Source organism: Pseudomonas sp. FeN3W (assembly GCA_030263805.2).
Taxonomy (GTDB): Bacteria; Pseudomonadota; Gammaproteobacteria; order Pseudomonadales; family Pseudomonadaceae; genus Stutzerimonas; species Stutzerimonas stutzeri_G.
Genome location: CP136010.1, coordinates 3277018 through 3300226, shown reverse-complemented (window position 1 = coordinate 3300226; position 23209 = coordinate 3277018). Strand labels below are relative to the sequence as shown.

23 protein-coding genes are annotated in these 23209 nt (G+C 62.7%); 8 read left to right on the top strand and 15 right to left on the bottom strand.

Annotated elements, in window-relative coordinates:
• The first annotated feature begins 1 nt into the window (after position 1).
• The 4 genes from P5704_015620 to P5704_015605 all read left to right on the top strand — a co-directional run bounded on the left by P5704_015620 (position 2) and on the right by P5704_015605 (position 4391).
• The gene (locus P5704_015620) at positions 2-1150 is read left to right on the top strand and encodes a hypothetical protein (GenBank protein WOF77480.1); all 1149 of its coding nucleotides are present in this window, start codon (positions 2-4) and stop codon (positions 1148-1150) included.
• A gap of 11 nt (positions 1151-1161) precedes the next feature.
• Entirely contained in the window at positions 1162-1566 is a 405-nt protein-coding gene (locus tag P5704_015615) for a phosphate ABC transporter substrate-binding protein (GenBank protein WOF77479.1), read from the top strand.
• Between the two features lie 186 nt (positions 1567-1752).
• On the top strand, positions 1753-3687 hold the full coding sequence (locus P5704_015610; protein ID WOF77478.1) for a putative nucleotidyltransferase substrate binding domain-containing protein: 1935 nt from the start codon (positions 1753-1755) through the stop codon (positions 3685-3687).
• The gene (locus P5704_015605) at positions 3684-4391 is read left to right on the top strand and encodes a 3'-5' exonuclease (protein ID WOF77477.1); all 708 of its coding nucleotides are present in this window, start codon (positions 3684-3686) and stop codon (positions 4389-4391) included. Before P5704_015610 ends, P5704_015605 begins: the two co-directional genes overlap by 4 nt.
• 198 nt (positions 4392-4589) lie before the next feature.
• Here P5704_015605 and P5704_015600 read toward each other — a convergent pair whose 3' ends face one another.
• From P5704_015600 to P5704_015585, 4 genes are all read right to left on the bottom strand, one after another.
• Positions 4590-5108, bottom strand: coding sequence for a hypothetical protein (locus P5704_015600; protein ID WOF77476.1), 519 nt, complete (start codon positions 5106-5108; stop codon positions 4590-4592).
• A gap of 98 nt (positions 5109-5206) precedes the next feature.
• Positions 5207-6976 (bottom strand): sodium:solute symporter family protein, encoded by a 1770-nt coding sequence (locus P5704_015595; protein ID WOF77475.1) that lies wholly within the window; start codon positions 6974-6976, stop codon positions 5207-5209.
• Positions 6977-6981: 5 nt separating this feature from the next.
• The gene (locus P5704_015590) at positions 6982-7245 is read right to left on the bottom strand and encodes a DUF4212 domain-containing protein (GenBank protein ID WOF77474.1); all 264 of its coding nucleotides are present in this window, start codon (positions 7243-7245) and stop codon (positions 6982-6984) included.
• A 738-nt stretch (positions 7246-7983) separates the two neighbouring features.
• Positions 7984-8493 carry an ATP-dependent zinc protease gene (locus P5704_015585; GenBank protein WOF77473.1) on the bottom strand — a complete coding sequence of 170 codons (510 nt, stop codon included), beginning with the start codon at positions 8491-8493 and terminating at the stop codon, positions 7984-7986.
• 221 nt (positions 8494-8714) lie between these two features.
• On the opposite strand from P5704_015585, the gene dbpA reads away from it, so the two are divergent.
• Both dbpA and yccS read left to right on the top strand, forming a co-directional pair.
• Positions 8715-10052 (top strand): ATP-dependent RNA helicase DbpA, encoded by a 1338-nt coding sequence (dbpA, locus tag P5704_015580; protein ID WOF81251.1) that lies wholly within the window; start codon positions 8715-8717, stop codon positions 10050-10052.
• A gap of 132 nt (positions 10053-10184) precedes the next feature.
• Entirely contained in the window at positions 10185-12383 is a 2199-nt protein-coding gene (gene yccS / locus P5704_015575) for a YccS family putative transporter (GenBank protein ID WOF77472.1), read from the top strand.
• A gap of 46 nt (positions 12384-12429) precedes the next feature.
• Here the strand turns inward: yccS and P5704_015570 are convergent, their stop codons facing one another.
• On the bottom strand, positions 12430-13182 hold the full coding sequence (locus tag P5704_015570; GenBank protein ID WOF77471.1) for a transporter substrate-binding domain-containing protein: 753 nt from the start codon (positions 13180-13182) through the stop codon (positions 12430-12432).
• A 141-nt stretch (positions 13183-13323) separates the two neighbouring features.
• On the opposite strand from P5704_015570, the gene P5704_015565 reads away from it, so the two are divergent.
• Positions 13324-14508, top strand: coding sequence for an NAD(P)/FAD-dependent oxidoreductase (locus tag P5704_015565; GenBank protein WOF77470.1), 1185 nt, complete (start codon positions 13324-13326; stop codon positions 14506-14508).
• Positions 14509-14532: 24 nt separating this feature from the next.
• On the opposite strand, the gene P5704_015560 is transcribed toward P5704_015565, so the two are convergent.
• From P5704_015560 to P5704_015535, 6 genes are all read right to left on the bottom strand, one after another.
• Positions 14533-14715: a hypothetical protein gene (locus P5704_015560; GenBank protein WOF77469.1), complete on the bottom strand. Its 183-nt coding sequence runs from the start codon at positions 14713-14715 to the stop codon at positions 14533-14535.
• 64 nt (positions 14716-14779) lie between these two features.
• A complete protein-coding gene (locus tag P5704_015555; protein WOF77468.1) occupies positions 14780-15091 on the bottom strand; it encodes a hypothetical protein in 312 nt (103 codons plus the stop codon).
• A gap of 166 nt (positions 15092-15257) precedes the next feature.
• Positions 15258-17465: an EAL domain-containing protein gene (locus P5704_015550; GenBank protein WOF77467.1), complete on the bottom strand. Its 2208-nt coding sequence runs from the start codon at positions 17463-17465 to the stop codon at positions 15258-15260.
• A 224-nt stretch (positions 17466-17689) separates the two neighbouring features.
• On the bottom strand, positions 17690-18163 hold the full coding sequence (locus P5704_015545) for a hemerythrin domain-containing protein (GenBank protein ID WOF77466.1): 474 nt from the start codon (positions 18161-18163) through the stop codon (positions 17690-17692).
• An 89-nt stretch (positions 18164-18252) separates the two neighbouring features.
• Positions 18253-18531 carry a DUF3509 domain-containing protein gene (locus tag P5704_015540; GenBank protein ID WOF77465.1) on the bottom strand — a complete coding sequence of 93 codons (279 nt, stop codon included), beginning with the start codon at positions 18529-18531 and terminating at the stop codon, positions 18253-18255.
• 176 nt (positions 18532-18707) lie between these two features.
• On the bottom strand, positions 18708-19322 hold the full coding sequence (locus tag P5704_015535; GenBank protein ID WOF77464.1) for a class I SAM-dependent methyltransferase: 615 nt from the start codon (positions 19320-19322) through the stop codon (positions 18708-18710).
• 310 nt (positions 19323-19632) lie between these two features.
• Here P5704_015535 and P5704_015530 point away from each other — a divergent pair, with 310 nt between their 5' ends.
• The gene (locus P5704_015530; protein WOF77463.1) at positions 19633-20013 is read left to right on the top strand and encodes a response regulator; all 381 of its coding nucleotides are present in this window, start codon (positions 19633-19635) and stop codon (positions 20011-20013) included.
• A 62-nt stretch (positions 20014-20075) separates the two neighbouring features.
• Here the strand turns inward: P5704_015530 and fba are convergent, their stop codons facing one another.
• From fba to P5704_015510, 4 genes are all read right to left on the bottom strand, one after another.
• On the bottom strand, positions 20076-21140 hold the full coding sequence (gene fba, locus P5704_015525) for a class II fructose-bisphosphate aldolase (protein WOF77462.1): 1065 nt from the start codon (positions 21138-21140) through the stop codon (positions 20076-20078).
• Between the two features lie 178 nt (positions 21141-21318).
• Positions 21319-21654, bottom strand: a complete 336-nt coding sequence (locus P5704_015520) for an MliC family protein (GenBank protein ID WOF77461.1) — start codon at positions 21652-21654, stop codon at positions 21319-21321.
• A gap of 23 nt (positions 21655-21677) precedes the next feature.
• Positions 21678-21872 carry a hypothetical protein gene (locus P5704_015515; GenBank protein ID WOF77460.1) on the bottom strand — a complete coding sequence of 65 codons (195 nt, stop codon included), beginning with the start codon at positions 21870-21872 and terminating at the stop codon, positions 21678-21680.
• A gap of 134 nt (positions 21873-22006) precedes the next feature.
• Positions 22007-23167, bottom strand: coding sequence for a phosphoglycerate kinase (locus P5704_015510; protein ID WOF77459.1), 1161 nt, complete (start codon positions 23165-23167; stop codon positions 22007-22009).
• Between the last annotated feature and the right edge of the window lie 42 nt (positions 23168-23209).

Sequence of the window (23209 nt, the reverse complement as noted above, 5' to 3'; positions counted from 1 at the left end):
AATGACTGCACTTCGTGTCGCCGGTCTGGCAGCTGTCTGCCTGGCCGCCATCCCTGCCTTTGCCCTGGAACAGGGTGAACATCGCTTCAACGGTTTCGGTACCGTCGGTTTCACCCATCTCGGCGGCGAAGATGACGGTCGCAGCTATGGCGTCCAGGGTCAGACCAACGATTCCTGGCGCGGCGATCAGCTGTCCAAGTTCGGTGCTCAGCTGAGCTACGGCATCACCGATACCCTGGGCGTGACCGTGCAGGCCACGGCCAAGGCGCAGCAGGATGAGTGGAAAGCCAACCTGGAATGGGCCTACCTGTCGCTGCAGGCCAACGACCGCCTGATGCTCCGCGCCGGCCGTCTGCGCAGCCCGGTCTACATGTATTCCGAAAGCCTCGACGTCGGCTACAGCTACCCCTGGCTGCGCCTGCCCGACGAGGTCTACAGCCAGGTTCAGGTGACCAACTATGAAGGCGTCGATGCGGTCTACACCGTGCCGCTGTCGTACGGTTCGGTCACCTTCCAGCTCGCCGGCGGCCAGGCGAAAAACCGTGACTACTACGCCTACGACGAGCAGTTCGATATCGACTACGGCAAGCTGTTCGGCGCCAGCGTCAGCCTGGCCAGCAACGACTTCGGCACGCTGCGCATCGGCTATGTCGAGGCGGATATCAAGACCGACATCACCGGAACCGTTGACGCGACCGCCCTTGGCTTTGGCGCCAGCGAACCGCTGTCGCTGCTGAATCTGGACAAAGAGAAAGGCAAGTTCACCTCGATCGGCTACCAGTACGACAACGGCACCTGGATCAGCAGCAACGAGTGGACCTCGCGCATGATCGAGAACGATGACATGGAGTCCGTCGACTCGTTCTACCTGATGGGCGGCCGTCGTTTCGGTGACTTCCTGCCCCACGTCACCTACGCACAGCTGGATGACAACGGCGGTCGCCAGAGCTCCTGGACCCTGGGTCTCAACTACCAGGCCGCGCCGACCGTAGTGATCAAGGGAGAATACAAGCGCGTCGACACCAAGAATGGCTACGACGGCGTATTCACCCGTGGCGCACAAGAGGTGTTCGATAACGCTGTTGGCATCGCCCCGGCCCGCAACTACGACGGCGATATCATCTCCGTCGGCGTCGATTTCGTATTCTGAGGAGCGTCCCGATGAAAGCATCCATTCGCATCCTCGGCGCTGCCGCGCTGTTCGGCCTGGCTTCCCTGGCTCAGGCCGAGGTCGCCGTGATCGTCAATCCCGGCGCAGCCAAGGCACCGTCGCAGTCCGACGTCGCCAACATCTTCCTGGGCAAGGACAAGTCCATGAAGGGCGTCGATCAGGCAGGCTGGAACCCGGCCAAGGAAGCCTTCTACGCCGGCGTGACCAGCAAGAACGAGTCGCAGCTCAAGTCCTACTGGTCGGGGCTGATCTTCACCGGCAAAGGCCAACCGCTGCCCAGCGTCGCTGACGATGCCGCGGTAGTGGCCAAGGTCGCCGCCGAAGCCGATGCCATCGGCTATGTCGACAGCGCGGCCGTCAATGGCTCGGTCAAGGTGCTGTTCACCCTGCCCTGAGCGAAATGACGAAGCAAAGGAGCCGGCCCCAAGTGGCCGGCTTTTTCATGCCGTAAATTCACCGCAACAGCACGAAACATGAGGCTGACCCTGGTCAGCTTCCCTGCCCCTTGAGCTGACTAGACTTACGTCCAATTGGGTCCGACCGACCTGCAGCCCACCATTACCAAAAAATGGAAGCCAACCATGAGCACACCCGACGCCTTCTCCCAGGCAGGGAAGACGGCTGTACTGCAGAACATTCACGGCACCATGGAGTTTCTGCGCAAGTACGCCCCGTTCAACCAGATGGAGCCGGCCCACCTGGCCTACCTGGTGGAGAATTGTGCGCTGCGCTTCTATGCCGAAGGCGATTGCATCATTTCCCCCGAGGACGGGGTGGTGCAGCACTTCTATATCGTCAAGCAGGGCCGCGTGCATGGTCAGCGCCCGCATACTGCCAAGCGCGGCACCGACACCACCTTCGAAGTCATCGTCGGCGAATGCTTCCCGATGGCCGCGCTCATGGGTGAACGGGCGACCCGCACCGCACATCTGGCCGCCGAAGACACCTTCTGCTTCCTGCTCGGCAAGCCCGCCTTCGTCCAGCTGGTTTCCAAGTCTCCGGTATTCCGCGATTTCGCCATGCGTGGCGTCAGCAGCCTGCTCGACCTGGTCAACCAGCAGGCGCAAATGCGCGCAGTAGAAAACCTCGGCGAGCAGTATTCGCTCGAGACCAGCATCGGCGAGCTGGCGCTTCACCATCCGGTGTCCTGCCTGCCGTCCAAGCCGATCAACGAGGCGGTGGCGATGATGCAGGAGAACAATGTCGGCAGCATCGTCATCGTCGATGAAGCGCTGCACCCGCAGGGCATCTTCACCCTGCGCGATCTGCGCCGGGTGATCGGTACCGGTACCACCGACCTGAGTCAGCCGATCTCGCAGTTCATGACGCACGATCCGTTCTACCTGCCACCGGACGCCACCGCCTTCGATGCAGCGATCGCCATGACCGAGCGGCACATCGCCCACGTCTGCGTGGTGGAGAACGGCCTGCTGCGTGGGGTGATTTCCGAGCGCGACCTGTTTTCCCTGCAGCGTGTGGATCTGGTGCACCTGGCGCAGACCATACGGCACGCCGATCGCATCGATGCGCTGGTGGTCATCCGTGATCGCATCAAGCAGCTGGTCGACAACATGCTGGCCCATGGCGCCTCGTCGACCCAGATCACCCACATCGTCACGCTGCTCAACGATCACACCGTGTGCCGGGTGATCGAGCTGGCCATCCAGCACATCGGCGACCCGGGCGTGCCCTTCACCTGGCTGTGTTTCGGCAGCGAGGGCCGCCAGGAACAGACCCTGCATACCGACCAGGACAACGGCATCCTCTTCGAAGCCGTCGATGCTGCAGAGGCCGCGCACATCCGTGGACGTCTGCTGCCACTGGCCGAGCGCATCAACCGTGACCTCGACACCTGCGGCTTCACGCTGTGCAAAGGCAACATCATGGCCAGCAACCCGCAGTTATGCCTGTCGCGCCAGGAATGGAGCCGCCGCTTCAGCTCGTTCGTGCGTGAGGCAACCCCGGAAAACCTGCTCGGCAGCACCATCTATTTCGATCTGCGCAGCATCTGGGGCCCTTCGGAAGGCTGCGAGCAGCTGCGCCGGGACCTGCTCGAGGAGATCAACGACAACCGCCTGTTCCAGCGCATGATGGCCGAGAACGCCTTGCGTCATCGGCCGCCGGTGGGCCGCTTCCGTGATTTCGTGGTGGCGCGCAAGGGCGAAGGCAAGGACACGCTGGACCTCAAGGTGCAGGGCCTGACGCCCTTCGTAGACGGCGCCCGCCTGCTGGCGCTGAGCAACGACATCGGCACCTGCAACACCCTTGAGCGACTACGCAAGCTGGTGGAGAAAGGCATCATCGAAGAGAAGGATGGCGCGGCCTATGAAGAGGCCTACCACTTCATCCAGCAGACACGCATGCAGCACCACCAACAGCAGGCACGCGATGGGCTGCCCTATTCCAACCGCCTGGATCCGGATACTCTCAACGTACTGGACCGCCGAATCCTGCGCGAGTCCTTCCGCCAGGCCCAGCGGTTACAGGCCAGTCTCGCGGTGCGCTATCAACTATGAGCATGTTCTGGTTCAACCCCCGCGGTCCGAAACTGCCGCCCGAGCAGCAGCAACGTGTTGCCGAGCTGGCGCGCCCGCTGCCGCCACAGGCGGTTCCGCTGCGCCAGCAACGTCTGGTGGTGCTGGACCTGGAAACCACCGGGCTGCACCTCAAACGCGATCTGGTCATCGCCATCGGCGCGGTGGTCATCGAAGATGGCGCCATCGACTACTCCCAGCAGTTCGAATGCACCCTCTGCCGACAGGTCAAGGTCACCGAAAGCGTACTGATCCACGGGATCGCCCCGAGCGAACTGGCCAACGGCTTGCCACCGGCCGAAGCGCTGCTCAGCTTCATGGAGTTCGCTGCGAACAGCGTCATCCTCGCCTTTCACGCGCCCTTCGATCAGCGCATGCTCGGTCGCGCGCTGAAGAACGAACTGGGTTACTCGCTGGAGCACACCTTCCTCGATGTGGCTGACCTGGCGCCCATGCTGTTCCCCGAAGCGATGATCCACCGAGGCGGCCTGGATCACTGGCTCGACTACTTCAACATCCATATCCCGCAGCGCCACAATGCCTCCGCCGATGCCATGGCCACCGCAGAAATCGCCCTGATCCTGATGAATCGCGCACAGCGTGCAGGTCTGACCAGCTTCGACGAGCTGGCTCAGCGACTGCGCTGCTGGCAACGCGCGCGCAAGGCGGCCTTCAACTCGATCTGAACGGGCTGAATGCAGATTCACTGCATTGTTGAACGCCGAAGACTGCCGGCCGACAGAACGGAGCATTGTCTTACCGGATTGGTTGTCAGACGCCTGTTGCCGGCAACTCGGCCCCATTGCGGAACCGATCAATCCTCTCTTCGCGGCGCGCATCAGATGCTGCTGATGCGCGGTACCCGCAGATGGTGGGCGGTATCGTTAACGCCCGCCCTCGCAAATGGCCTGATAGAGCGGTGAATCGGCTTCCAGCTCGGTCAGCGTTTCGATCTTCGCCTGGCCGGCTTCATTCAGTCTGAACATCGCCCTTTCGGTGCAGATCAACTGATAGCTGGCGCTCTTCACGGTCGACGTCAGGTGTTGCTTCTCGAAACGGTACAGCACGAAGCGGCCGAGACGGCCCTGTTCGGTGTCCTGCACCTGAGCGTTGGCGCCGTCCAGTACCGTATAGGCCAGCGGCATCGGATAGATCATCGTCCAGGGGCGCCAGAGCATTTCGCCCTCTTCGCTCATGACCACCAGCGATCCTTCCGGCAGACGCGCTTGCTTGGTTTCGAACCAGGTGTACTCGTAATGGATGGTGTAACTCAGCATTCCCAGACCGGCGCAGACGGGAATGATCCATTTCGGCAGTCGCTTACGCGTCAGTGAGCGCAGCAACAGGCCGATACCGGCTCCTGCCACACCAGCGACGATTGCCGCGATTAGATGCCAGAACATATACAACTCCCCCTAAAAAAATCGGGCTTCCATATGGAAGCCCGACTTCTACCTCAACCTCGTGTCAGAGCAGGTCTGACGTCCGGCTGCATTATCAGTTAGTGATCAAGTGCAACGCCAGCACCTTTCGGGGTACGAACGCTCTCGACCAGATCCTGAATCTCCTGCGGCGGAGCCTCGGTAGCCATCGAAACGACGTAGGCAACAGCGAAGTTCAGAATCGCACCCACGGCACCGAAGGCCTGCGGGGAGATGCCCATCCACCACTGATCAGGCGTGTTCGGGATGCTTGCGGTGCCAGGGATGAAGAACCAGCCCAGGTACAGGAAGATGTACACGGCAGTACTCACCACGCCGACCAGCATACCGGCGACAGCACCCTTGCTGTTCACACGCTTGGAGAAGATACCCATCATCAGCGCCGGGAACAGGCTCGCTGCCGCAAGACCGAACGCCAGGGCCACCACCTGAGCAGCGAAGCCCGGTGGATTCAGACCCAGCCACGTTGCCAGCAGAATCGCTGCCGTCATGGACAGACGGGCGGCCAGCATTTCGTTCTTCTCGCTGATCTTCGGATTGATGAGAGTCTTGATCAGGTCATGACTGATGGCAGACGAGATCGCCAGCAACAGACCCGCAGCAGTCGAGAGCGCAGCAGCAATAGCACCCGCAGCGATCAGACCGATGACCCAGCTCGGCAGATTGGCGATTTCCGGATTGGCCAGAACGATGATGTCATTGTTCACGGTCAGCTCGTTGCCATTCCAGCCACGCTCAGTAGCGGTCGGAGTGAAGGCGGCGTTGGCGTCGTTGTACATCTGTACACGGCCGTCGGCGTTCTTGTCTTCCCACTTGATCAGACCGGTCTGTTCCCAGGTCTGCACCCATTCCGGACGATCTTCATAGCGGATCGCTTCAGCCTGCGGGCCTTCCGGATAGATGGTGTTAACCAGGTTCAGACGTGCCATGGAGGCAACGGCCGGAGCGGTGAGGTACAGCAGGGCGATGAAGACCAGGGTCCAGCCAGCGGACCAGCGGGCATCAGCGACCTTCGGTACGGTGAAGAAGCGAATGATTACGTGCGGCAGACCAGCGGTACCGATCATCAGCGACAGGGTGAACAGGAACATGTTCAGCTTGTTGTCGACGTCAGCAGTGTAGGCAGCGAAGCCAAGGTCAGTAACGACCTGATCCAGTTTGTCCAGCAGCGGCACACCGGACTCGACGTGGGTGCCGAACATGCCGAGCATCGGGATCGGGTTGCCAGTCAGCTGCATGGCGATGAACACGGCCGGAATGGTGTAGGCAATGATCAGAACCACGTACTGCGCCACCTGGGTGTAGGTGATGCCCTTCATGCCGCCGAATACCGCGTAGGCGAACACGATGGCCGCAGCGATCCAGATACCAGCGGAGTTGCTCACTTCCAGGAAGCGGGAGAATGCCACGCCAGCACCGGCCATCTGACCGATTACGTAGGTGACGGAGATGAGAATGAGGCAGACGACAGCTACCAGGCGAGCGCCACGGCTGTAGAAACGGTCACCGATGAAGTCCGGCACGGTGAACTTGCCGAACTTGCGCAGGTAGGGCGCCAGCAGCATTGCCAGCAGCACGTAGCCACCGGTCCAGCCCATCAGGTAGACCGAAGTGGCGTAACCGCCAGAGGCGATCAGACCGGCCATGGAAATGAAGGAAGCTGCAGACATCCAGTCTGCCGCCGTTGCCATGCCGTTGGTTACCGGGTGAACACCCCCACCAGCGACATAGAACTCTTTAGTTGACCCGGCGCGAGCCCAGACCGCGATCCCGATATAAAGCAGGAACGAGGCGCCCACGAACATCATGTTGATCCAATATTGGCTCATTGTGGTTACTCCTCAACCCCGAATTCCTTGTCCAGTTTGTTCAGCCGCCACGCGTAGTGGAAGATGATCAAAATGAACGTGATGATGGAACCCTGTTGAGCGAACCAGAAGCCTAGATCCGTACCCCCGACTGGGATTCCGGAGAGCAGAGGACGCAAGAGGATTGCAAAACCATAAGAGACCAGAGCCCAAACCACCAAGCTCCATGTAATGAGGCGAACATTCGCCTTCCAGTACGCAGCAGCATTTTCTTTATCGTTGTCGGCCATTGACGTTCTCCGCCTTATTTTTATTGCGTGTAAAGGGAACCCACATCCTGAATTTAACAGGGGTGGGTTAATGAATGAAAGCCCCGACTTTAGTCTGACAAACAACCAAGAGAAGACCAGTTCACGCGCTGGAAGCCGCCTGGAAAGAGGGTCTCGGGTGGCCAAGAGCCATTGTGCAAGCCGCTCGCCGTAACCTTCGCGGCAGACGGTTTGGACACCGACCGGTGCGGCGAGCTGACACGGAGACTCGAAGCGGGTACGAGCATCTCGCTGGCGCACTCGCGAGACCGACCGGTCACGTGGCTCATATGGATCAGATGAATAAATAACGAACAATCAAAAAGTACGAATTCAAAAAAATACAGGCGCAGACCTATATAAGCAATATAACCCGTTAATTTATGCTTAATTTATAAACCAGCAATGGCGATAATTAGACTACCGCTTATATATTGCCTTCAGGTTGCAAAGCTTCTTCTGCAAACTCAGTCTGTCTGGCAGGGCTCGGAATAGGCGGGCGCACCTTCCGGCCGTCATCGTTCAATTCAAAGGGTGAAGGCGGTCATACCTCTTGGGGGCACTGCCAGCCCAGCAACGACCCAACAGTCCCAGAGCGGGCCATGAGACGCCCACACGGTAGCTCATGCAGCAATGCGATGAGGTGCGTCGCAGGAGCTCCAGGATCAGGCCAGACGCAATGCCGTCCGGCCCTGATGAGCGCTGGATAGCGATACCGTGCTAGCAGGTCGGGCGACCCGCCGTGTACTTCTCGGTTGGATAGATCGCCGCGTTGAGATCACGAATCGTCTCGGCGCCGATCAACAACGGGTAACTGAAGTGCCTGCGGTCAGTGAGGTTGACCTCGACGTCACGCTGGCGATCGCCAATGCACAGCTGCATGCCGATCACCGGCCGCTCAGCCCGCGGCGGCTCACTGTCGGGATCGACATTGCCGGCCTCTTCGGCACGCGTCTTGATTCGACTGATGCCGAGCAGGCGCTGCTCATAGAGGGTGTCATCCGCACCATCGACGGCCAGGCGGAAACGCACCCAGTCCTCGCCGTCTCGCTTGAACTGCTCGATATCACGCGCTGACAAGGATGCGGTCATGGCACCGGTATCCATCTTGGCGGGCAAAGTCTTGCCGATTTCCGCGACCTTGATGTGTTCGTAACGTCCATAGAGGGTGGGCTCGGCAGCGACAGCGGGTAGCGCCAACAGCCCGGCAAGGAAAAGAACGCGAGACAAAACAACCTCCTGGGAGTGGGTAATGGACAATTTTCGATCAGAAGGACGATGTGGGGTTCCGCCTGCCGGTCTTGCAAAACGTTTCACCGTGCAGGCGTACAGCCACCACAGCGCCCACCAACCGGCGCGTGCAGCGTCAGCCTGATAGACTGCAGGCCGTTCCCCGTCCGAAGACCCTGCCCGTGTCCAGTACCTTCTCTTCCCTGCCCCTTTCCGCCGCCATGCTGGCCAACCTCGACGCCCTCGGCTACACAGCGATGACGCCGATCCAGGCGCAGAGCCTGCCGGTCATGCTCAAGGGCCACGACCTGATCGCTCAGGCCAAGACCGGCAGCGGGAAGACCGCCGCATTCGGCATCGCCCTGCTCGACCCGCTCAATCCGCGTTATTTCGGCTGCCAGGCACTGGTCCTGTGCCCGACGCGCGAGCTGGCCGACCAGGTCGCCAAGGAGCTGCGGCGGCTAGCGCGCGCGGCGGACAACATCAAGATCCTCACGCTGTGCGGCGGCGTATCCATCGGTCCGCAGATCGCTTCGCTGGAGCATGGCGCGCACGTCATCGTCGGCACGCCGGGCCGGGTGCAGGAACACCTGAGAAAAGGCACGCTGAAACTCGACGGACTGAACACCCTGGTGCTCGATGAAGCCGATCGCATGCTGGACATGGGCTTCTACGACGCCATCGCCGACATCATCGACCAGACACCGGCCAAGCGGCAGACCCTGCTGTTCTCGGCCACCTACCCCGCCAGCATCAAGCAGCTGTCCGCAAGTTTCATGCGCGACCCGCAGCAGGTACGTGCCGAGGCCCTGCATGACGATGCGCAGATCGAACAGCGCTTCTACGAAATCGCCTCCGAGCAGCGCATGGACGCGGTCGTGCGTCTGCTCGCCAGCTTCCGGCCGGAAAGCTGCGTGGCCTTCTGCTTTACCAAGCAGCAGTGCCAGGAGCTGGTCGATCGCCTGAACGCTGCCGGCATCTCGGCCATGGCGCTCAATGGCGATCTGGAGCAGCGTGATCGCGACCAGGTGCTGGCGATGTTCGCCAACCGCAGCCTTTCGGTGCTGGTGGCCACCGATGTCGCCGCGCGCGGGCTGGATATCGATGCGCTGGACATGGTGATCAATGTCGAGCTAGCCCGCGACCCGGAGATACACGTGCACCGGGTGGGCCGGACCGGCCGCGCCGGCAACCAGGGCCTGGCCATGAGCCTGGTCGCCCCGGCGGAGGCCCATCGCGCGCAGGCCATCGAAAAGCTGCAGCAGGCACCGCTCAACTGGCAGCAACTAGACAGCCTGAAGGCCAAGACCGGCGCGCCGCTGCAACCACCGATGGCTACCCTGTGCATCGCCGCCGGGCGCAAGGACAAGCTGCGTCCGGGCGATATCCTCGGCGCGCTGACCGGCGATGCCGGCATCCCCGGGACCCAGGTCGGCAAGATCGCCATCTTCGATTTCCAGGCGTTCGTCGCCGTCGAGCGCGGCGTTGCCAAGCAGGCGCTCAAACGTCTGAACGAAGGTAAGATCAAGGGCCGCTCGCTGAAGGTCCGCGTCCTCTGAGAACGCCAGCCTGCTGCTGAACGCGCGTATCCGGGCCGGTCTTCTGCGGCCCGGATGATTGAACGCACGAGCCGCCCGTGACAGTGTTCGCGGCAGCTTCGTCCAATCTGGCCTCCCCCAACGGAATGCTCCATGCCGCAACCCTCGCTCAGCCAGTTCTTACGCCGCCTGTGGGCGCTGGAGAAGTTCGGCTACAGCCTGCGCGTACTGATCGCCATGGCCGGCAGCATGGGCCTGAGCTGGTACCTCGGGCAGCCGACGCTGATCATTCCGCTGTTCCTCGGCATCATCGCCAGCGCCCTGGCGGAAACCGACGACAGCTGGCTGGGCCGTCTCAATGCGCTGCTGGTGACGCTGCTGTGCTTCAGCATCGCCGCCGTCGCCGTCGAACTGCTGTTCCCCTACCCCTGGCTGTTCGTTGCCGGCCTGGCGCTTTCCACCTTCGCGCTGGTCATGCTCGGTGCGCTCGGTGAGCGCTACGGGGCCATTGCCCAGGCCACCCTGATACTCGCGATCTACAGCATGATCGCGGCCGACCAGCGTGACGGTGCACTGCAGCATCTGTGGCGCGACCCCATGCTGCTGGTGGCGGGTGCGGCCTGGTATGGCCTGCTGTCGGTGTGCTGGAACGCGTTGTTCGCCCATCAGCCGGTACAGCAGAGTCTGGCGCGGCTGTATCGCGAGCTGGGCCTGTATTTTCGCTACAAGGCGGCACTGTTCGAGCCGGTGCGTCAGCTGGACGTGGAACAGCGTCGCCTGGAGCTGGCGCAGCAGAACGGCCGAGTCGTCAGCGCGCTCAACGCAGCCAAGGAAACGCTGCTGAATCGCCTGGGCAACGGCCGCGGCGGCGGCAAGATCAACCACTACCTCAAGCTGTATTTCCTCGCCCAGGATCTGCACGAGCGGGTCAGCTCGTCGCATTATCCCTACCAGGCGCTGGCCGAGGCCTTCTTCCACAGTGATGTGCTGTTTCGCTGCCAGCGCCTGCTGCGGCTGCAGGCCAGTGCCTGCGCCGAACTCGGCGAGGCCATCCAGATGCGCCAGGTGTTTCGTTACAGCGAAGCCAACGGCCAGGCGCTGGAAGACCTGCAGGCCTCGCTGGAGCACCTGCGCGAGCAGAACAATCCGGCCTGGCGCGGCCTGCTGCGCTCGTTGCGCGCGCTGTCAGGCAACCTTTCCACGCTACAGCGCCAGCTCGCCAGCGCCAGCGACCCCGGCACCCTGGAAGGCGAACAGGACAGCAGCCTGCTGGATCGCCAACCGCAGTCCCTGCGCGAGGCATTCAATCGCATTCGCCTGCAGCTGACGCCCACTTCGCTGCTGTTCCGCCACGCCCTGCGCATGACCATCGCCCTGGTCTGCGGCTACGCGGTGCTGCATGCCATCCATCCCGAACAGGGCTACTGGGTGCTGCTGACCACGGTCTTCGTCTGCCAGCCGAATTACGGCGCCACGCGGATCAAGCTGGTGCAACGCATCAGCGGCACCTTGCTCGGCCTCGTCGCCGGCTGGGCACTGTTCGATCTGTTCCCCAGCCAGCCGATCCAGGCGTTGTTCGCAGTCGTCGCCGGCGTGGTGTTCTTCGCCACCCGCAGCACGCGCTACACCCTGGCCACGGCGGCGATCACGCTGATGGTGCTGTTCTGCTTCAACCAGGTCGGCGATGGCTACGGACTGATCTGGCCGCGGCTGTTCGATACCCTGCTCGGCAGCCTGATCGCTGCCGCCGCGGTGTTCCTCATCCTGCCGGATTGGCAGGGTCGGCGCCTCAATCAGGTGGTCGCCAACACCCTCAGCTGCAACAGCGACTACTTGCGCCAGATCATGCGTCAGTACGACAGCGGCAAACGCGACGACCTCGCCTATCGCCTGGCCCGACGCAACGCGCACAACGCCGATGCGGCGCTGTCCACCACGCTGTCGAACATGCTGCTGGAACCCGGACACTTCCGAAAGGATGCCGAAACCGGCTTTCGCTTCCTGATCCTCTCGCACACCTTGCTCAACTACCTGTCCGGTCTTGGCGCCCATCGCGAGAGCCTGCCGGATGACGCCAGCGATGCCCTGCTGGAGCGCGCCGCGCAGCAACTGGCGACCAGCCTCGACGACCTGGCCAGCGCGCTGGCGCAGAACAAGCCCGTCGCCATCTATAGCGAAGATGAAGAAACGCTGGCGCAACAGCTGGAGCAGACCCCGGACGAGATGGATGATGCCCATCGCCTGGTGCAGACCCAGCTCGGGCTGATCTGCCGGCAGCTGGCGCCACTACGCAGCATGGCCGCGCACCTGATCAAGCAACGACCGGCAGGCCAGGGACAGGATTCGCGCTAGTGGCCTGGGCGCCGCAGTTGACCAACTGAACCTACCAAACAGGCCACTAGGGCAACGCCGTGGGAACCGGCATGCCGTGACGCGCGAAGATCGTCGCGTAGCTGCCATCCTCGACCATCGCGGCAATCTCCCGATTGAAGGTGGCGACGATATCGGCCAGCCGAGGATGGTTGCTGCGCACCACCAGCGACAGCTCCACACGCCGGAACTCGCCCGGCACGAAGCGGAGCGCATCCCGCTCATGCCCCAGCTCGCGCTCGAGGTGGAACAGCGCAGTGCGCTCGTCCTCCAGCGTCAGGTCGACACGCCCGGCAATCACCATCTTTGCCGCCTGGACGAAGTTGGCGGCATAGCCCTTCTGCAGCCGCGTGTCCTCGTTCAGCTCATCGCTGTACATGTAGCCCCGGCTCAGCGCGATGGGATGGCCAACCAAGCTGTCGAGCCCGTCGTAGCGGAAATTGCTCTCGCGACGCTGGACCCAGCGCATCCGGTTGCTCAGAAACGGGCGTGAGCTGAGCGTGTAGTCGACGCGCCTGACCGTCGGCCAGCCGTTGATCATGTCGTAGCTGCCGTTGCGCAGCCCCAGCAACGCGCGCTCCCAGGGCACCTCGATGTATTCCACCTGGTAACCCCCACGGCCGAGCGCGGTGCGGATGAGTTCGACCGACAACCCTTCACCGGGCAGGCTGCGGTCGGTGTAAGGCGGCCAGACATTGCCCGCCAGACGAAGCACTTCGGCCGGCAGCGAAGCGCTTGCCAGCAGCAGCATCAAACCGATGAACCGTCGTGTGCCCGTCAAAATCTCTCGCTCTTCTGGCGAAACGCTATCAACTCATCAAAGCACAATGCGCGCCAGTTGACGCCAGCGCCTCGTCGGATGCCGGGCTGCATCGAAACCGCAGCAGGAGTACCATCGCGCGTTTTCCGACGAGGTAACGCAGTGGTGCAGACTGACGTGGTGGTAATCGGCGCCGGTGCGGCCGGACTTATGTGCGCCTTCACCGCCGCTGCACGGGGTCGCCAGGTCTTGCTGCTGGACCACGCCAACAAGGCTGGCAAGAAGATCCTCATGTCCGGCGGCGGACGCTGCAATTTCACCAATCTGTACACCGAGCCATCGAATTTCCTCTCCAGCAACTCGCACTTCTGCAAGTCGGCGCTGGCGCGTTACACCCAGTGGGATTTCATCGAGATGGTCAGCCGTCACGGCGTGCCCTATCACGAGAAGAAGCTCGGCCAGCTGTTCTGCGACAACAAGTCCAGCGACATCCTCGAGATGCTGCTGGACGAATGCGCACAGGCAGGCGTGGATCTGCGTCTGGATACCGCGGTCGAGTCGATCGACAAGCATGCTGAGGGCTATCTGCTGCACACCGGCGCCGGCCCGGTACGCTGCCAATCGCTGGTGATCGCCACCGGCGGCCTGTCGATTCCGACCCTCGGTGCCAGCGGCTTCGGCTACCAGATCGCGCGCCAGTTCGGCCACAACGTGCTGCCGACGCGAGCAGGCCTGGTGCCCTTCACCATCACCGAGCCGCAGCTCAAGACGATCTGCACCGAGCTGTCCGGCACCTCGGTGGAGGATTGCCTGGTCAGCTGCAACGGCCAGAGCTTTCGCGAAAACATCCTGTTCACCCATCGCGGACTCTCCGGCCCGGCGATCCTGCAGATCTCGTCCTACTGGCAGCCGGGGGAGGTGGTGCATATCAACCTGCTGCCACAGCTCGACCTCGACGAGTGGCTGGCGACGCAGAAGCAGGAACGCCCCAATGCCGAGTTGAAGACGCTGCTCGGCGAGGTCTTCACACGCAAGATGGCCGGGCTGCTCTGCGAGCACTGGTTCGTATCCAAACCGCTGAAACAATACGTACCCAGCGAGCTGGAAGCGATTGCCGAGAAGCTCGCGGACTGGCAGCTGGTACCTGCCGGCACCGAAGGTTATCGCACGGCAGAAGTGACGCTGGGCGGGGTAGATACGCGGGAAGTGTCGTCCAAGACCATGGAATCGCAGAAGTCAGCGGGGCTCTACTTCATCGGCGAGGTGCTGGACGTTACCGGTCACCTGGGCGGTTTCAATTTCCAGTGGGCCTGGGCATCGGCCTACGCCGCAGGCCAGTTCGTCTAGCCTGCGCGACGCCGAATCGAGCGCTTATTCGTTGGTCCGGTTGGACGGCGGCGAGATTTCCCGTGGCCCGGCGGGATCGGTCGCGGTGTTCTGGTATTCCTGCTGGTTGCGCGTGTTGTTGTCCAGCGCCGATCTTTCATCATCCGGCGAGCAACCGGCCAGAGCCAGCGCGGTCAGCGCACCAGCGAATGCAAATTTCCACGTCATCGCTTTCTCCTGCTGAAGGCACCCCGCGGCAAGCGCAAGGTGCCCGGATCAGGTGGTGCCGAACTTACTGCGAAGTACCAGTGCCGGTGCCAGTGCTCGGTGCGGTGCCGGAGCCGGACTCGGTGCCCAGGCCGCTGCCGTTGTCGGCTGGCGGAGTCGCCATGCCACCGGAGGTGCCGGTGCCAGTTCCAGTGCTCGGCGCAGTGCCGGTACCAGTGCCGGTGTCTGCAGGCGGCGTGGTGGTGTTGGTGGAAGGCGCGGCAGGCTGCTCGGTAGTCGCCGGCGGCGGGGTCGGCTCGCGCTCGCGATCTTCATCCGGGCCGCAACCGACCAACAGAAGCCCGAGAACCGGGGGCAGCAGATAGGTAAGACGCATGGTTAACCTCCTTCAGAGTGGTCCGGCAATGGCCGGCGAGTGCTTGAATCAGCAGATTCACAGAAGGTTGACCCTCGTTTGCCGCAAGAGTGCCCTGTCCAGCCCGGCGGAGCCCAACGCCGAGCAGTCGCCTCGACGAGCGTCGTGCTCGTGATGCGACCGCCGGCTACACCGGGCGCAGCCGCCAGAGGCCGTCGATGCAGTGCTCGCCGTCGAACAGTGCCTGTAGCTCCATAGCCGGCAGCGGCCGACTGAACCAGTAGCCCTGCACCAGCTGACATCCCTCGCTCACCAGGAACGCCACCTGCTCGGGACGTTCCACACCTTCGGCGACGACAGCCAGTCCCAGGCTTTGGCCCAGGCCGATGACGGCACGACTGATCGCCACCGAGTCGGCGTCGTCCGGGGCAGCCGCGATGAAGCTGCGATCGACCTTGAGCACATGCAGCGGATAACGCTTGAGATAGCCGAGCGAACAGTAGCCGGTGCCGAAGTCGTCCAGCGCCAGGCGAACACCCAGCGCGGCAATCTCTTGCAGCGCGCCCATCATCAACTCACTGTCCTGCATCAGCAGCGTCTCGGTGATCTCCAGCAACAAACTCGCGGGCGGCAGGCCGGTTTCACGCAGCACACGGGCCAGCAGTGCGGTGAAGCCGGGCTGCTGCAGCTGACGAATCGACAGGTTGACCGCACAGTACAGCTGCGTCTGCCCTGCCTGCTGCCAGCGGCGCACCTGGCAACACGCCTCGCGCAGCACCCACTCGCCGACTCGGACGATTTCGCGCGACTCTTCCAGCACCGGAATGAACTCGTTGGGCGCCACCGGCTGGTCGTTGAAGCGCCAGCGCAGCAGCGCTTCTACACCGACCAGGTAGGGTTGATCGCCCGCCACACGGCAGATCGGCTGATAGTGCAAAGTGAATTCGCGGCGCGTCAGTGCCTGCGCCAGTGCGCTCTCGAGCTCCAGCTGGCGCGCCGCCTTGGAATGCAGTCCATCGCAGAACAGCGCGAACTGATCCTTGCCGGCGCTCTTGGCCCGGTACAGCGCCAGATCAGCCGCTTGCAGCGCGTTCAACGCCTGCCCGTCACGCTGCAAGGGCGCGATACCGATGCTGGCGCTGACCGACAGCGTACGCTCGCCGAGCTGCAACGGCTGACGCAGCGCGACCAGCATCCGTTGCGCCACACGCTCGGCATCGGCCTCGCAGGCCAGATCGCCGAGCAGCGCGACGAATTCGTCGCCACCGAAGCGCGCCAGGTGATCACCGGGGCGCAGGCAGCGCAACAAGCGCTGCGCCACCTCGACCAGCACCTGGTCACCGGCGCCATGCCCGAGGCTGTCGTTGATCAGCTTGAAGCGGTCAAGGTCCACGAACAGCAGTGCGGCAGCGCGGCCATGGGGACGCTGTTGCACCTCCTTGAGCAATTCCTCGAGATGCAGGCGGTTGGCCAGACCGGTCAGCGCATCGTGGCGAGCCGCATGGCGCAGACACTCCTCGGCCGCCTTACGCGCGCTGATGTCGGTCTGCGAACCGGCCATGCGCAAGGTCCCCAGCTCGCAGCGTTCGGCCACACCGCGCACCAGCACCCAGAGGTATTCACCGTGCTCGGTACGAACGCGGTACTCGTGGACCAGCGAAGAGCTGCGCCCGTTCAGGTGATCGGCGATGGCCTCGCGCAGCCCGGGCAGATCATCCGGATGCACCCGCTCGAACCAGCTGCGGCTGCAGTAGCTGGGCTGCGATGGCATCGCCAGCATGGCGGTCCAGCGTTCGGAGAGGTGCAGCTGGTCGTGCTCGACGTCCCACTCCCAGATGCCGTCCTCGGAGCCACGCAACGCGCGCGTCAGCCGCGCTTCGCTATCCTCCAGCGCATGCCGCTGCGCCGCGCTGTAGGTGTCGATGGCCAGAATCATGTCGAAGAAGACGATCTTCAGCAGGCTGTCGTAAACCGCATGCTGCTCGTCGTCACCAACCAGGGCGCGCAGCATTTCCGACAGATAGAGCCGGTAAGCCCCGAGATACCACTCCAGATCGACACCGACGCGCTGATGCACCAGCCCGACGAGCAGACGATCATGTACATAGTCGCGCTCATACGGCCCGCTCCAGAGGCGCCGATAATATTCCTGCTGGCGCTGTTTGAGGCGTTTCAGACCGGCGCGATCACTGCGCATCGCCGAGGGCTGACCGAAGTCGGCAAGGTGTTCGTAGAGTTTTTCGATGAAGACCCGATGCGCCGGCTCGAGCTCAGCCGCCGCTCGGTTCAGGCGCAGCGCGTCAGCGGCCTGCCATTGCAGGAAACGCTTGCGCGTAAGAATCTGGTCGAGGCCCAGCCCGACTCGTTGCAACAGCGTCCTCAGCTCGTCTTTCATCCCTGCCCCACTGCGATCAGCCGCCCGGCGTTACCTCCTCGCCGTGGCGTATCTGCCAGTCAGGGGTTTCATTCAGGGGCGGCGCCGGTTGATGCTATAAAGCCATCAAGGTTCGCAGCGACGCTTCGTCGCATCATTGATGCAAGTCAGCAAAGCGATGGGTCTGCCTACAACGATGGGCTGGGCAGACCGAGGCATGACGCCCCGGTGGCCCATCCGGCTACTCAGGCCGCCATCTTGGCGGTCAGCTCCTTCTTGAGGCGGGCGCGCAGTTGACTCATCTGCTCACCCATTTCCTCGAGACGCTTGGTATCGAAAAGTTCGCGTGCCTGCGGGAACATTTCCGATTCCTCTTCCTCGAGGTGGTGCTCAAGCAGCTCCTTGCACACCTTGGCACGACCGGAAAATTCGAGACTGCCAGGATCGGTCGCCTTCAGGTCCGGCAGTACCAGCGTATCCACCGCACGGTGTTCTTCCTTGGCCTCGTGGTACATCTTCTTCTCTTCCTTACCGCCGGCTTCCTTGTACGCGGGATAGAGAATCTGCTCTTCCAACTGGGTATGGATGGTCACTTCCATTTCCAGCTTGCTCAGCAGTTCGGTGCGCGTCTTCACGGCGCGCTCGGTGGAATCGGTCAGGCGCGTCAGCAGGTCCTTCACGCGCTCATGATCCTCAATCAACAGGTCGATGGCGTTCATGTGATTCCTCTTCGGCTTCTCGGCAAACGAACCGGGCTCTGCGGCCCGGTCTCGAAAATATGGCTGCGGTCATCCCGCAGCCGGGCGGCTTAGGCGTACTCGTAGGTAGGCAGTGCGGTACGGCTCTGGCTCTGCAGGTGTGCGATGGAAGGCGACATCCCCGCCTCCAGCGCGAGGTCCCGGCGTACCGAGCTGACGACCCACTCCAGTTGCATCCGGGTCTGGGTCTGACCCTTGGAAAGCGCTCGCTTGACCAGAACACGGTCGTCGTTACGCAGGGTCAGCAGCAGCCCGCCATCCGGGCGGGGCTCGGTGAGCACTTCGAACTCAGGGAATGCGGCAGTGAGGAATTGTTGTGCAGCGGTCATTGTTCTGTACTCCAATAAGTTCCAGCGAACCTAACGGAGCAGCGTTCATGCCAACTTGTAAATTAATTTTTATCTAATAAAAACAATGACTTATAAAAATACACCTAGGTATTAAGCCGTGCAAAACGCAATACGAAGTGTGACGCAGGTTGCATTCTGCGGTCTGCGCTGACCGTTCAGACCTTACGCCAGACACTCGCGAGCCAGGGTTGTTCCTCCCGTGGCAACCCGGCGGGGCGGTAATAGTGCTCCAGTTCGACGAACCCGGCTGCCAGCACGCGCTCGCGCCAGGTCGGCCAGGCATACCAGACGCCATAGCGATCTCCGCTCCAGCCCTCCTGGTCCTGACCGCGCGGATTGGAGCAGAACAACACGCCACCTGGCTTCAAGCTGTCGCGCAGCTCCCTGAGGACCCTCGGCAGTTCGACGCTCGGCACATGAAACAGCACCGCATTGGCAAAGAGGCCATCGAACGCTTCGCCCGGAAGCTCCAGTTGCAGCAGATCCTGATGCCAGACTTCACAACCACTGTCGGCGCGCGCCATCTCAACGAACGCCTCGGTTCCATCCAGACCGATCGCCACATGCCCACGGGCTTTCAGGGCCTTCAGATCACGACCTGGGCCGCAGCCGAGGTCGAGAATGCGCAGCGGCGGTTCTGCCTGAATGTGACGCAGAAGGGCATCAATGTTCTGGCTGACGTCGTGGTCGAGCGTGCCCGCGCGGAAAGCCTCTGCATTGAGGCGGTAGTAATCGAGGGTGCGCTGCGCGGCGGTCTCGGTATCGTTCATGGGTTGCTCCAGCAAGAGAAAGGCGCAACCCTAGCGCGGCCTCGAGCCGTGAGCCAGTGCTACGGCCGGCCAGCGCCCTAGGCGCCCCCAGCTAGGCGCCCCCGGCTAGGCGCCCCCAGCTAAGGTAGGCATTGAGCATTGCGCCTGGAACGGCGAGGATGGCGCTCACTAACGTGCGCCAGCGCACGGTAGCCGGCGGAAAGCGACGACCGTCCGGCTGCAGGACTGAAACTTGCAGCGCGTAGCCTGTCGAAATCCTGTCCGGCTTCACAACGGCTGGAATGCAGCGAAACGCAACATCGAGACTCCCATGAATCACGCACTGCCGAAAATCGTTCTGCTCGTCGAAGACGAGCCGCATATCCTCAGCCTGCTCTCGGACTATCTGGCCAGCGAGGGCTATCAGGTACTGGAAGCGGACAGCGCGCCCAAGGCATTCGAAATCCTGGCGAGCAAACCGCAGCTGGATCTGCTGGTGACCGACTTCCGCCTGCCCGGCAACGTGTCCGGGGTGATGATTGCCGAACCGGCGCTCAAGCTGCGTCCGGAGCTCAAGGTGATCTTCATCAGCGGCTACCCCATCGAGATCTACGAATCCGGCAGCCCCATCGCCCGCTCCGCACCGGTGCTGGCCAAACCGTTCGCGCTGGATACCCTGCGCTGCCAGATCCAGGAATTGCTCGCCAGCTGAGCAGATGCCGCCGCGCAGAAACGAAAAAGCCCGCATAAGCGGGCTTTTTCACGTCCGAGCGATCAGTTGATCTTCGGGTCCAGTTCGCCGCTGGCGTAGCGCTGGAACATGCCTTCCAGGGAGATCGGCTTGATCTTGCTGGCGTTGCCGGCGGTACCGAAGGCCTCGTAGCGAGCGATACAGATGTCGCGCATGGCCGAGACGGTCTTGGCGAAGTACTTGCGCGGGTCGAACTCGCTGGGGTTCTTCGCCATGAACTCGCGGATCGCACCGGTGGACGCCAGGCGCAGGTCGGTGTCGATGTTGACCTTGCGCACGCCGTACTTGATGCCCTCGACGATTTCCTCGACCGGCACGCCGTAGGTTTCCTTGATGTCGCCGCCGAATTCGTTGATCACTTTCAGCCACTCCTGCGGCACCGAGGAGGAGCCGTGCATCACCAGATGGGTATCCGGGATGCGCGCATGGATCTCCTTGATGCGCTGGATCGACAGGGTGTCGCCGGTCGGCGGCTTGGTGAACTTGTAGGCGCCGTGGCTGGTGCCGATGGCGATGGCCAGGGCGTCGACCCTGGTCTTGGCGACGAAGTCGGCGGCTTCTTCCGGGTCGGTCAGCAGCTGGCTGTGGTCGAGCACGCCCTCGGCGCCGACGCCGTCTTCCTCGCCGGCCATGCCGGTCTCCAGGCTGCCCAGGCAGCCCAGCTCGCCTTCCACGGAGACACCGCAGGCATGGGCGAAGGCCACGGTCTGCTGGGTCACGCGGACGTTGTAATCGTAGTCGGCGGGGGTCTTGCCGTCTTCCTTCAGCGAGCCGTCCATCATCACCGAGGAGAAGCCCAGTTGGATCGAACGCTGGCAGACGTCGGGGCTGGTGCCGTGGTCCTGGTGCATGCACACCGGGATATGCGGAAACTCTTCGATCGCCGCCAGGATCAGATGACGCAGGAACGGCGCACCGGCGTATTTGCGCGCACCGGCGGAAGCCTGGACGATCACCGGGGAATCGGTCTTGTCGGCCGCTTCCATGATGGCGCGCATCTGCTCGAGGTTGTTGACGTTGAAGGCCGGCACGCCGTAGCCGAACTCGGCGGCGTGGTCGAGCATCTGGCGCATGCTGATGAGTGCCATGTTTTCCTTTCTCCCGGACTGGGTCGTTAATCGTGTAAAGCCTGCCGCAGTGGCCGGCGCTGTTCAAGCGCCGCACGCTGGGCGCGGCATTGTAGTGGCGGGGGCGGCAAATGCCAGCGTCCCGCCAGCTTTCAGTCGAAAACCTCGCATCGGCGAGGCCCGTATGAATCGTTAGCCGCTAGATGCTGATGACTGACGCACTGCAGCCGTGGGCCAGCACCTTGTCATCGGCGACGCGGTACACCAGCGCCTCGTTACCCTTGTCGTGGAAAGCGAGTACGCCATCGCTATAGAAACTGCCACGGGTGGCAGGTTCCTTTCGCAGGGTATGAATGCGTTCGTCATTGCCTACTTTCAGGTCGATCGCCGAATGTTGATCATCGGCGTATCGCCAGGCGATGTTCTGCTGACTCTGGCACTTCCAGCGCACGAACGGCGCATCCGGGCCGGATTGCCAGTGGCCACAGCCGGCGAGCAGCAACGCCGCGATCAGCATGGACAAGCCTTTGTTCATTCCTTCTCCTTGGCAGATGGTGATCAGGGGCAATCCTGCAGGCCGCCTTGCGTGGTGATGGTCGGGTCGCCCGTGGCCTGCATTTCGACGCGCTGGTCATGCTCGGCAGTCGGGCCGAGGACAGGTGGAGGGTCGAGTACCTGGCAGGCGCTATCCGGTGAATTCCCGGCGCAACCGGCCAATCCCAGGCAGCAAACAGCAACAACGGCATATCGCATGGTGCATCCCCTTTCCTTGTTCCAGATAGAACAAAGACCACGGCGAGCCGCCGGGGTTGCTCCATACGCTGCCGGCCTGACATGTCCTGGGCCGGCAGTCGAACGGCGCGAGGCGTTCACCTCGCCCGCGAAGTTCAGTTGGCGCGCTGTTCCAGCACTTCGACCGCCGGCAGCACCTTGCCCTCGACGAACTCGAGGAAAGCGCCACCGCCGGTGGAGATATAGGAGATCTGCTCGGCCACACCATATTTGTCGATGGCCGCCAGGGTATCGCCACCGCCGGCGATGGAGAATGCCGGGCTCTGCGCGATGGCCTGGGCCAGCACCTGGGTGCCGTTGCCGAACTGGTCGAACTCGAACACGCCGACCGGGCCGTTCCAGAGGATGGTCTGAGAGGCCTTGAGCATCTCGCCGAACATCGCGGCGGTCTTCGGCCCGATGTCGAGGATCATGTCGTCGTCGGCGACGTCGCCGATGGCCTTGACCGTGGCCTCGGCGCTCTCGGCGAACTCCTTGGCGACCACCACATCCACCGGCAGCGGCACGGCGACCTTGGCGGCGATGGCCTTGGCGGTGTCGAGCAGATCGGCCTCGTGCAGCGACTTGCCGACCTTGTAGCCGGCCGCGGCGAGGAAGGTGTTGGCGATGCCGCCGCCGACGATCAACTGGTCGCAGATGTCGGCCAGCGAGGTCAGCACGTCGAGTTTGGTCGACACTTTGGAGCCGGCGACGATGGCGACCATCGGCCGCGCCGGCTTGTCCAGCGCCTTGCCCAGCGCTTCCAGCTCGGCGGCCAGCAGCGGACCGGCGCAGGCGACCTTGGCGAACTTGGCCACGCCATGAGTCGAACCCTGGGCGCGGTGGGCGGTGCCGAAGGCGTCCATGACGAAGACGTCGCACAGCGCGGCGTATTTCTGCGCCAGCTCGTCGGTGTTCTTCTTCTCGCCCTTGTTGAAACGCACGTTCTCCAGCAGCACCAGTTCACCCGGCTGCACCTCGACACCTCCGAGGTAGTCCTTGACCAGCGGCACTTCGCGACCGAGAGCCTTGGATAGGTAGTCGGCGACCGGCTTGAGGCTGTCTTCCTCGCTGTAGACGCCCTCCTCCGGACGACCCAGGTGTGAGCAGACCAGCACCGCGGCGCCCTTCTCCAGCGCCAGCTTGATGGTCGGCAACGAGGCCAGGATGCGTGCATCGCTCTTCACCGCGCCATCCTTCACCGGCACGTTGAGGTCCTCGCGGATCAGCACGCGCTTACCCTGGAGGTCGAGATCGGTCATCTTCAAAACGGTCATGTTGGTCTTCCTTAAGGTCGAGAAGCAGCGATGTTCCAGGCG

Coding starts and splice junctions, on each gene's coding strand:
- P5704_015600 (WOF77476.1), bottom strand. CDS start 5,108: ATGTTCTGGCATCTAATCGCGGCAATCGTCGCTGGTGTGGCAGGAGCC.
- yccS (WOF77472.1), top strand. CDS start 10,185: ATGCCGCAACCCTCGCTCAGCCAGTTCTTACGCCGCCTGTGGGCGCTG.
- P5704_015620 (WOF77480.1), top strand. CDS start 2: ATGACTGCACTTCGTGTCGCCGGTCTGGCAGCTGTCTGCCTGGCCGCC.
- P5704_015595 (WOF77475.1), bottom strand. CDS start 6,976: ATGAGCCAATATTGGATCAACATGATGTTCGTGGGCGCCTCGTTCCTG.
- P5704_015605 (WOF77477.1), top strand. CDS start 3,684: ATGAGCATGTTCTGGTTCAACCCCCGCGGTCCGAAACTGCCGCCCGAG.
- P5704_015545 (WOF77466.1), bottom strand. CDS start 18,163: ATGAACGCCATCGACCTGTTGATTGAGGATCATGAGCGCGTGAAGGAC.
- P5704_015530 (WOF77463.1), top strand. CDS start 19,633: ATGAATCACGCACTGCCGAAAATCGTTCTGCTCGTCGAAGACGAGCCG.
- P5704_015610 (WOF77478.1), top strand. CDS start 1,753: ATGAGCACACCCGACGCCTTCTCCCAGGCAGGGAAGACGGCTGTACTG.
- P5704_015555 (WOF77468.1), bottom strand. CDS start 15,091: ATGCGTCTTACCTATCTGCTGCCCCCGGTTCTCGGGCTTCTGTTGGTC.
- fba (WOF77462.1), bottom strand. CDS start 21,140: ATGGCACTCATCAGCATGCGCCAGATGCTCGACCACGCCGCCGAGTTC.
- P5704_015615 (WOF77479.1), top strand. CDS start 1,162: ATGAAAGCATCCATTCGCATCCTCGGCGCTGCCGCGCTGTTCGGCCTG.
- P5704_015590 (WOF77474.1), bottom strand. CDS start 7,245: ATGGCCGACAACGATAAAGAAAATGCTGCTGCGTACTGGAAGGCGAAT.
- P5704_015515 (WOF77460.1), bottom strand. CDS start 21,872: ATGCGATATGCCGTTGTTGCTGTTTGCTGCCTGGGATTGGCCGGTTGC.
- P5704_015535 (WOF77464.1), bottom strand. CDS start 19,322: ATGAACGATACCGAGACCGCCGCGCAGCGCACCCTCGATTACTACCGC.
- P5704_015510 (WOF77459.1), bottom strand. CDS start 23,167: ATGACCGTTTTGAAGATGACCGATCTCGACCTCCAGGGTAAGCGCGTG.
- P5704_015540 (WOF77465.1), bottom strand. CDS start 18,531: ATGACCGCTGCACAACAATTCCTCACTGCCGCATTCCCTGAGTTCGAA.
- dbpA (WOF81251.1), top strand. CDS start 8,715: ATGCTGGCCAACCTCGACGCCCTCGGCTACACAGCGATGACGCCGATC.
- P5704_015560 (WOF77469.1), bottom strand. CDS start 14,715: ATGACGTGGAAATTTGCATTCGCTGGTGCGCTGACCGCGCTGGCTCTG.
- P5704_015550 (WOF77467.1), bottom strand. CDS start 17,465: ATGAAAGACGAGCTGAGGACGCTGTTGCAACGAGTCGGGCTGGGCCTC.
- P5704_015520 (WOF77461.1), bottom strand. CDS start 21,654: ATGAACAAAGGCTTGTCCATGCTGATCGCGGCGTTGCTGCTCGCCGGC.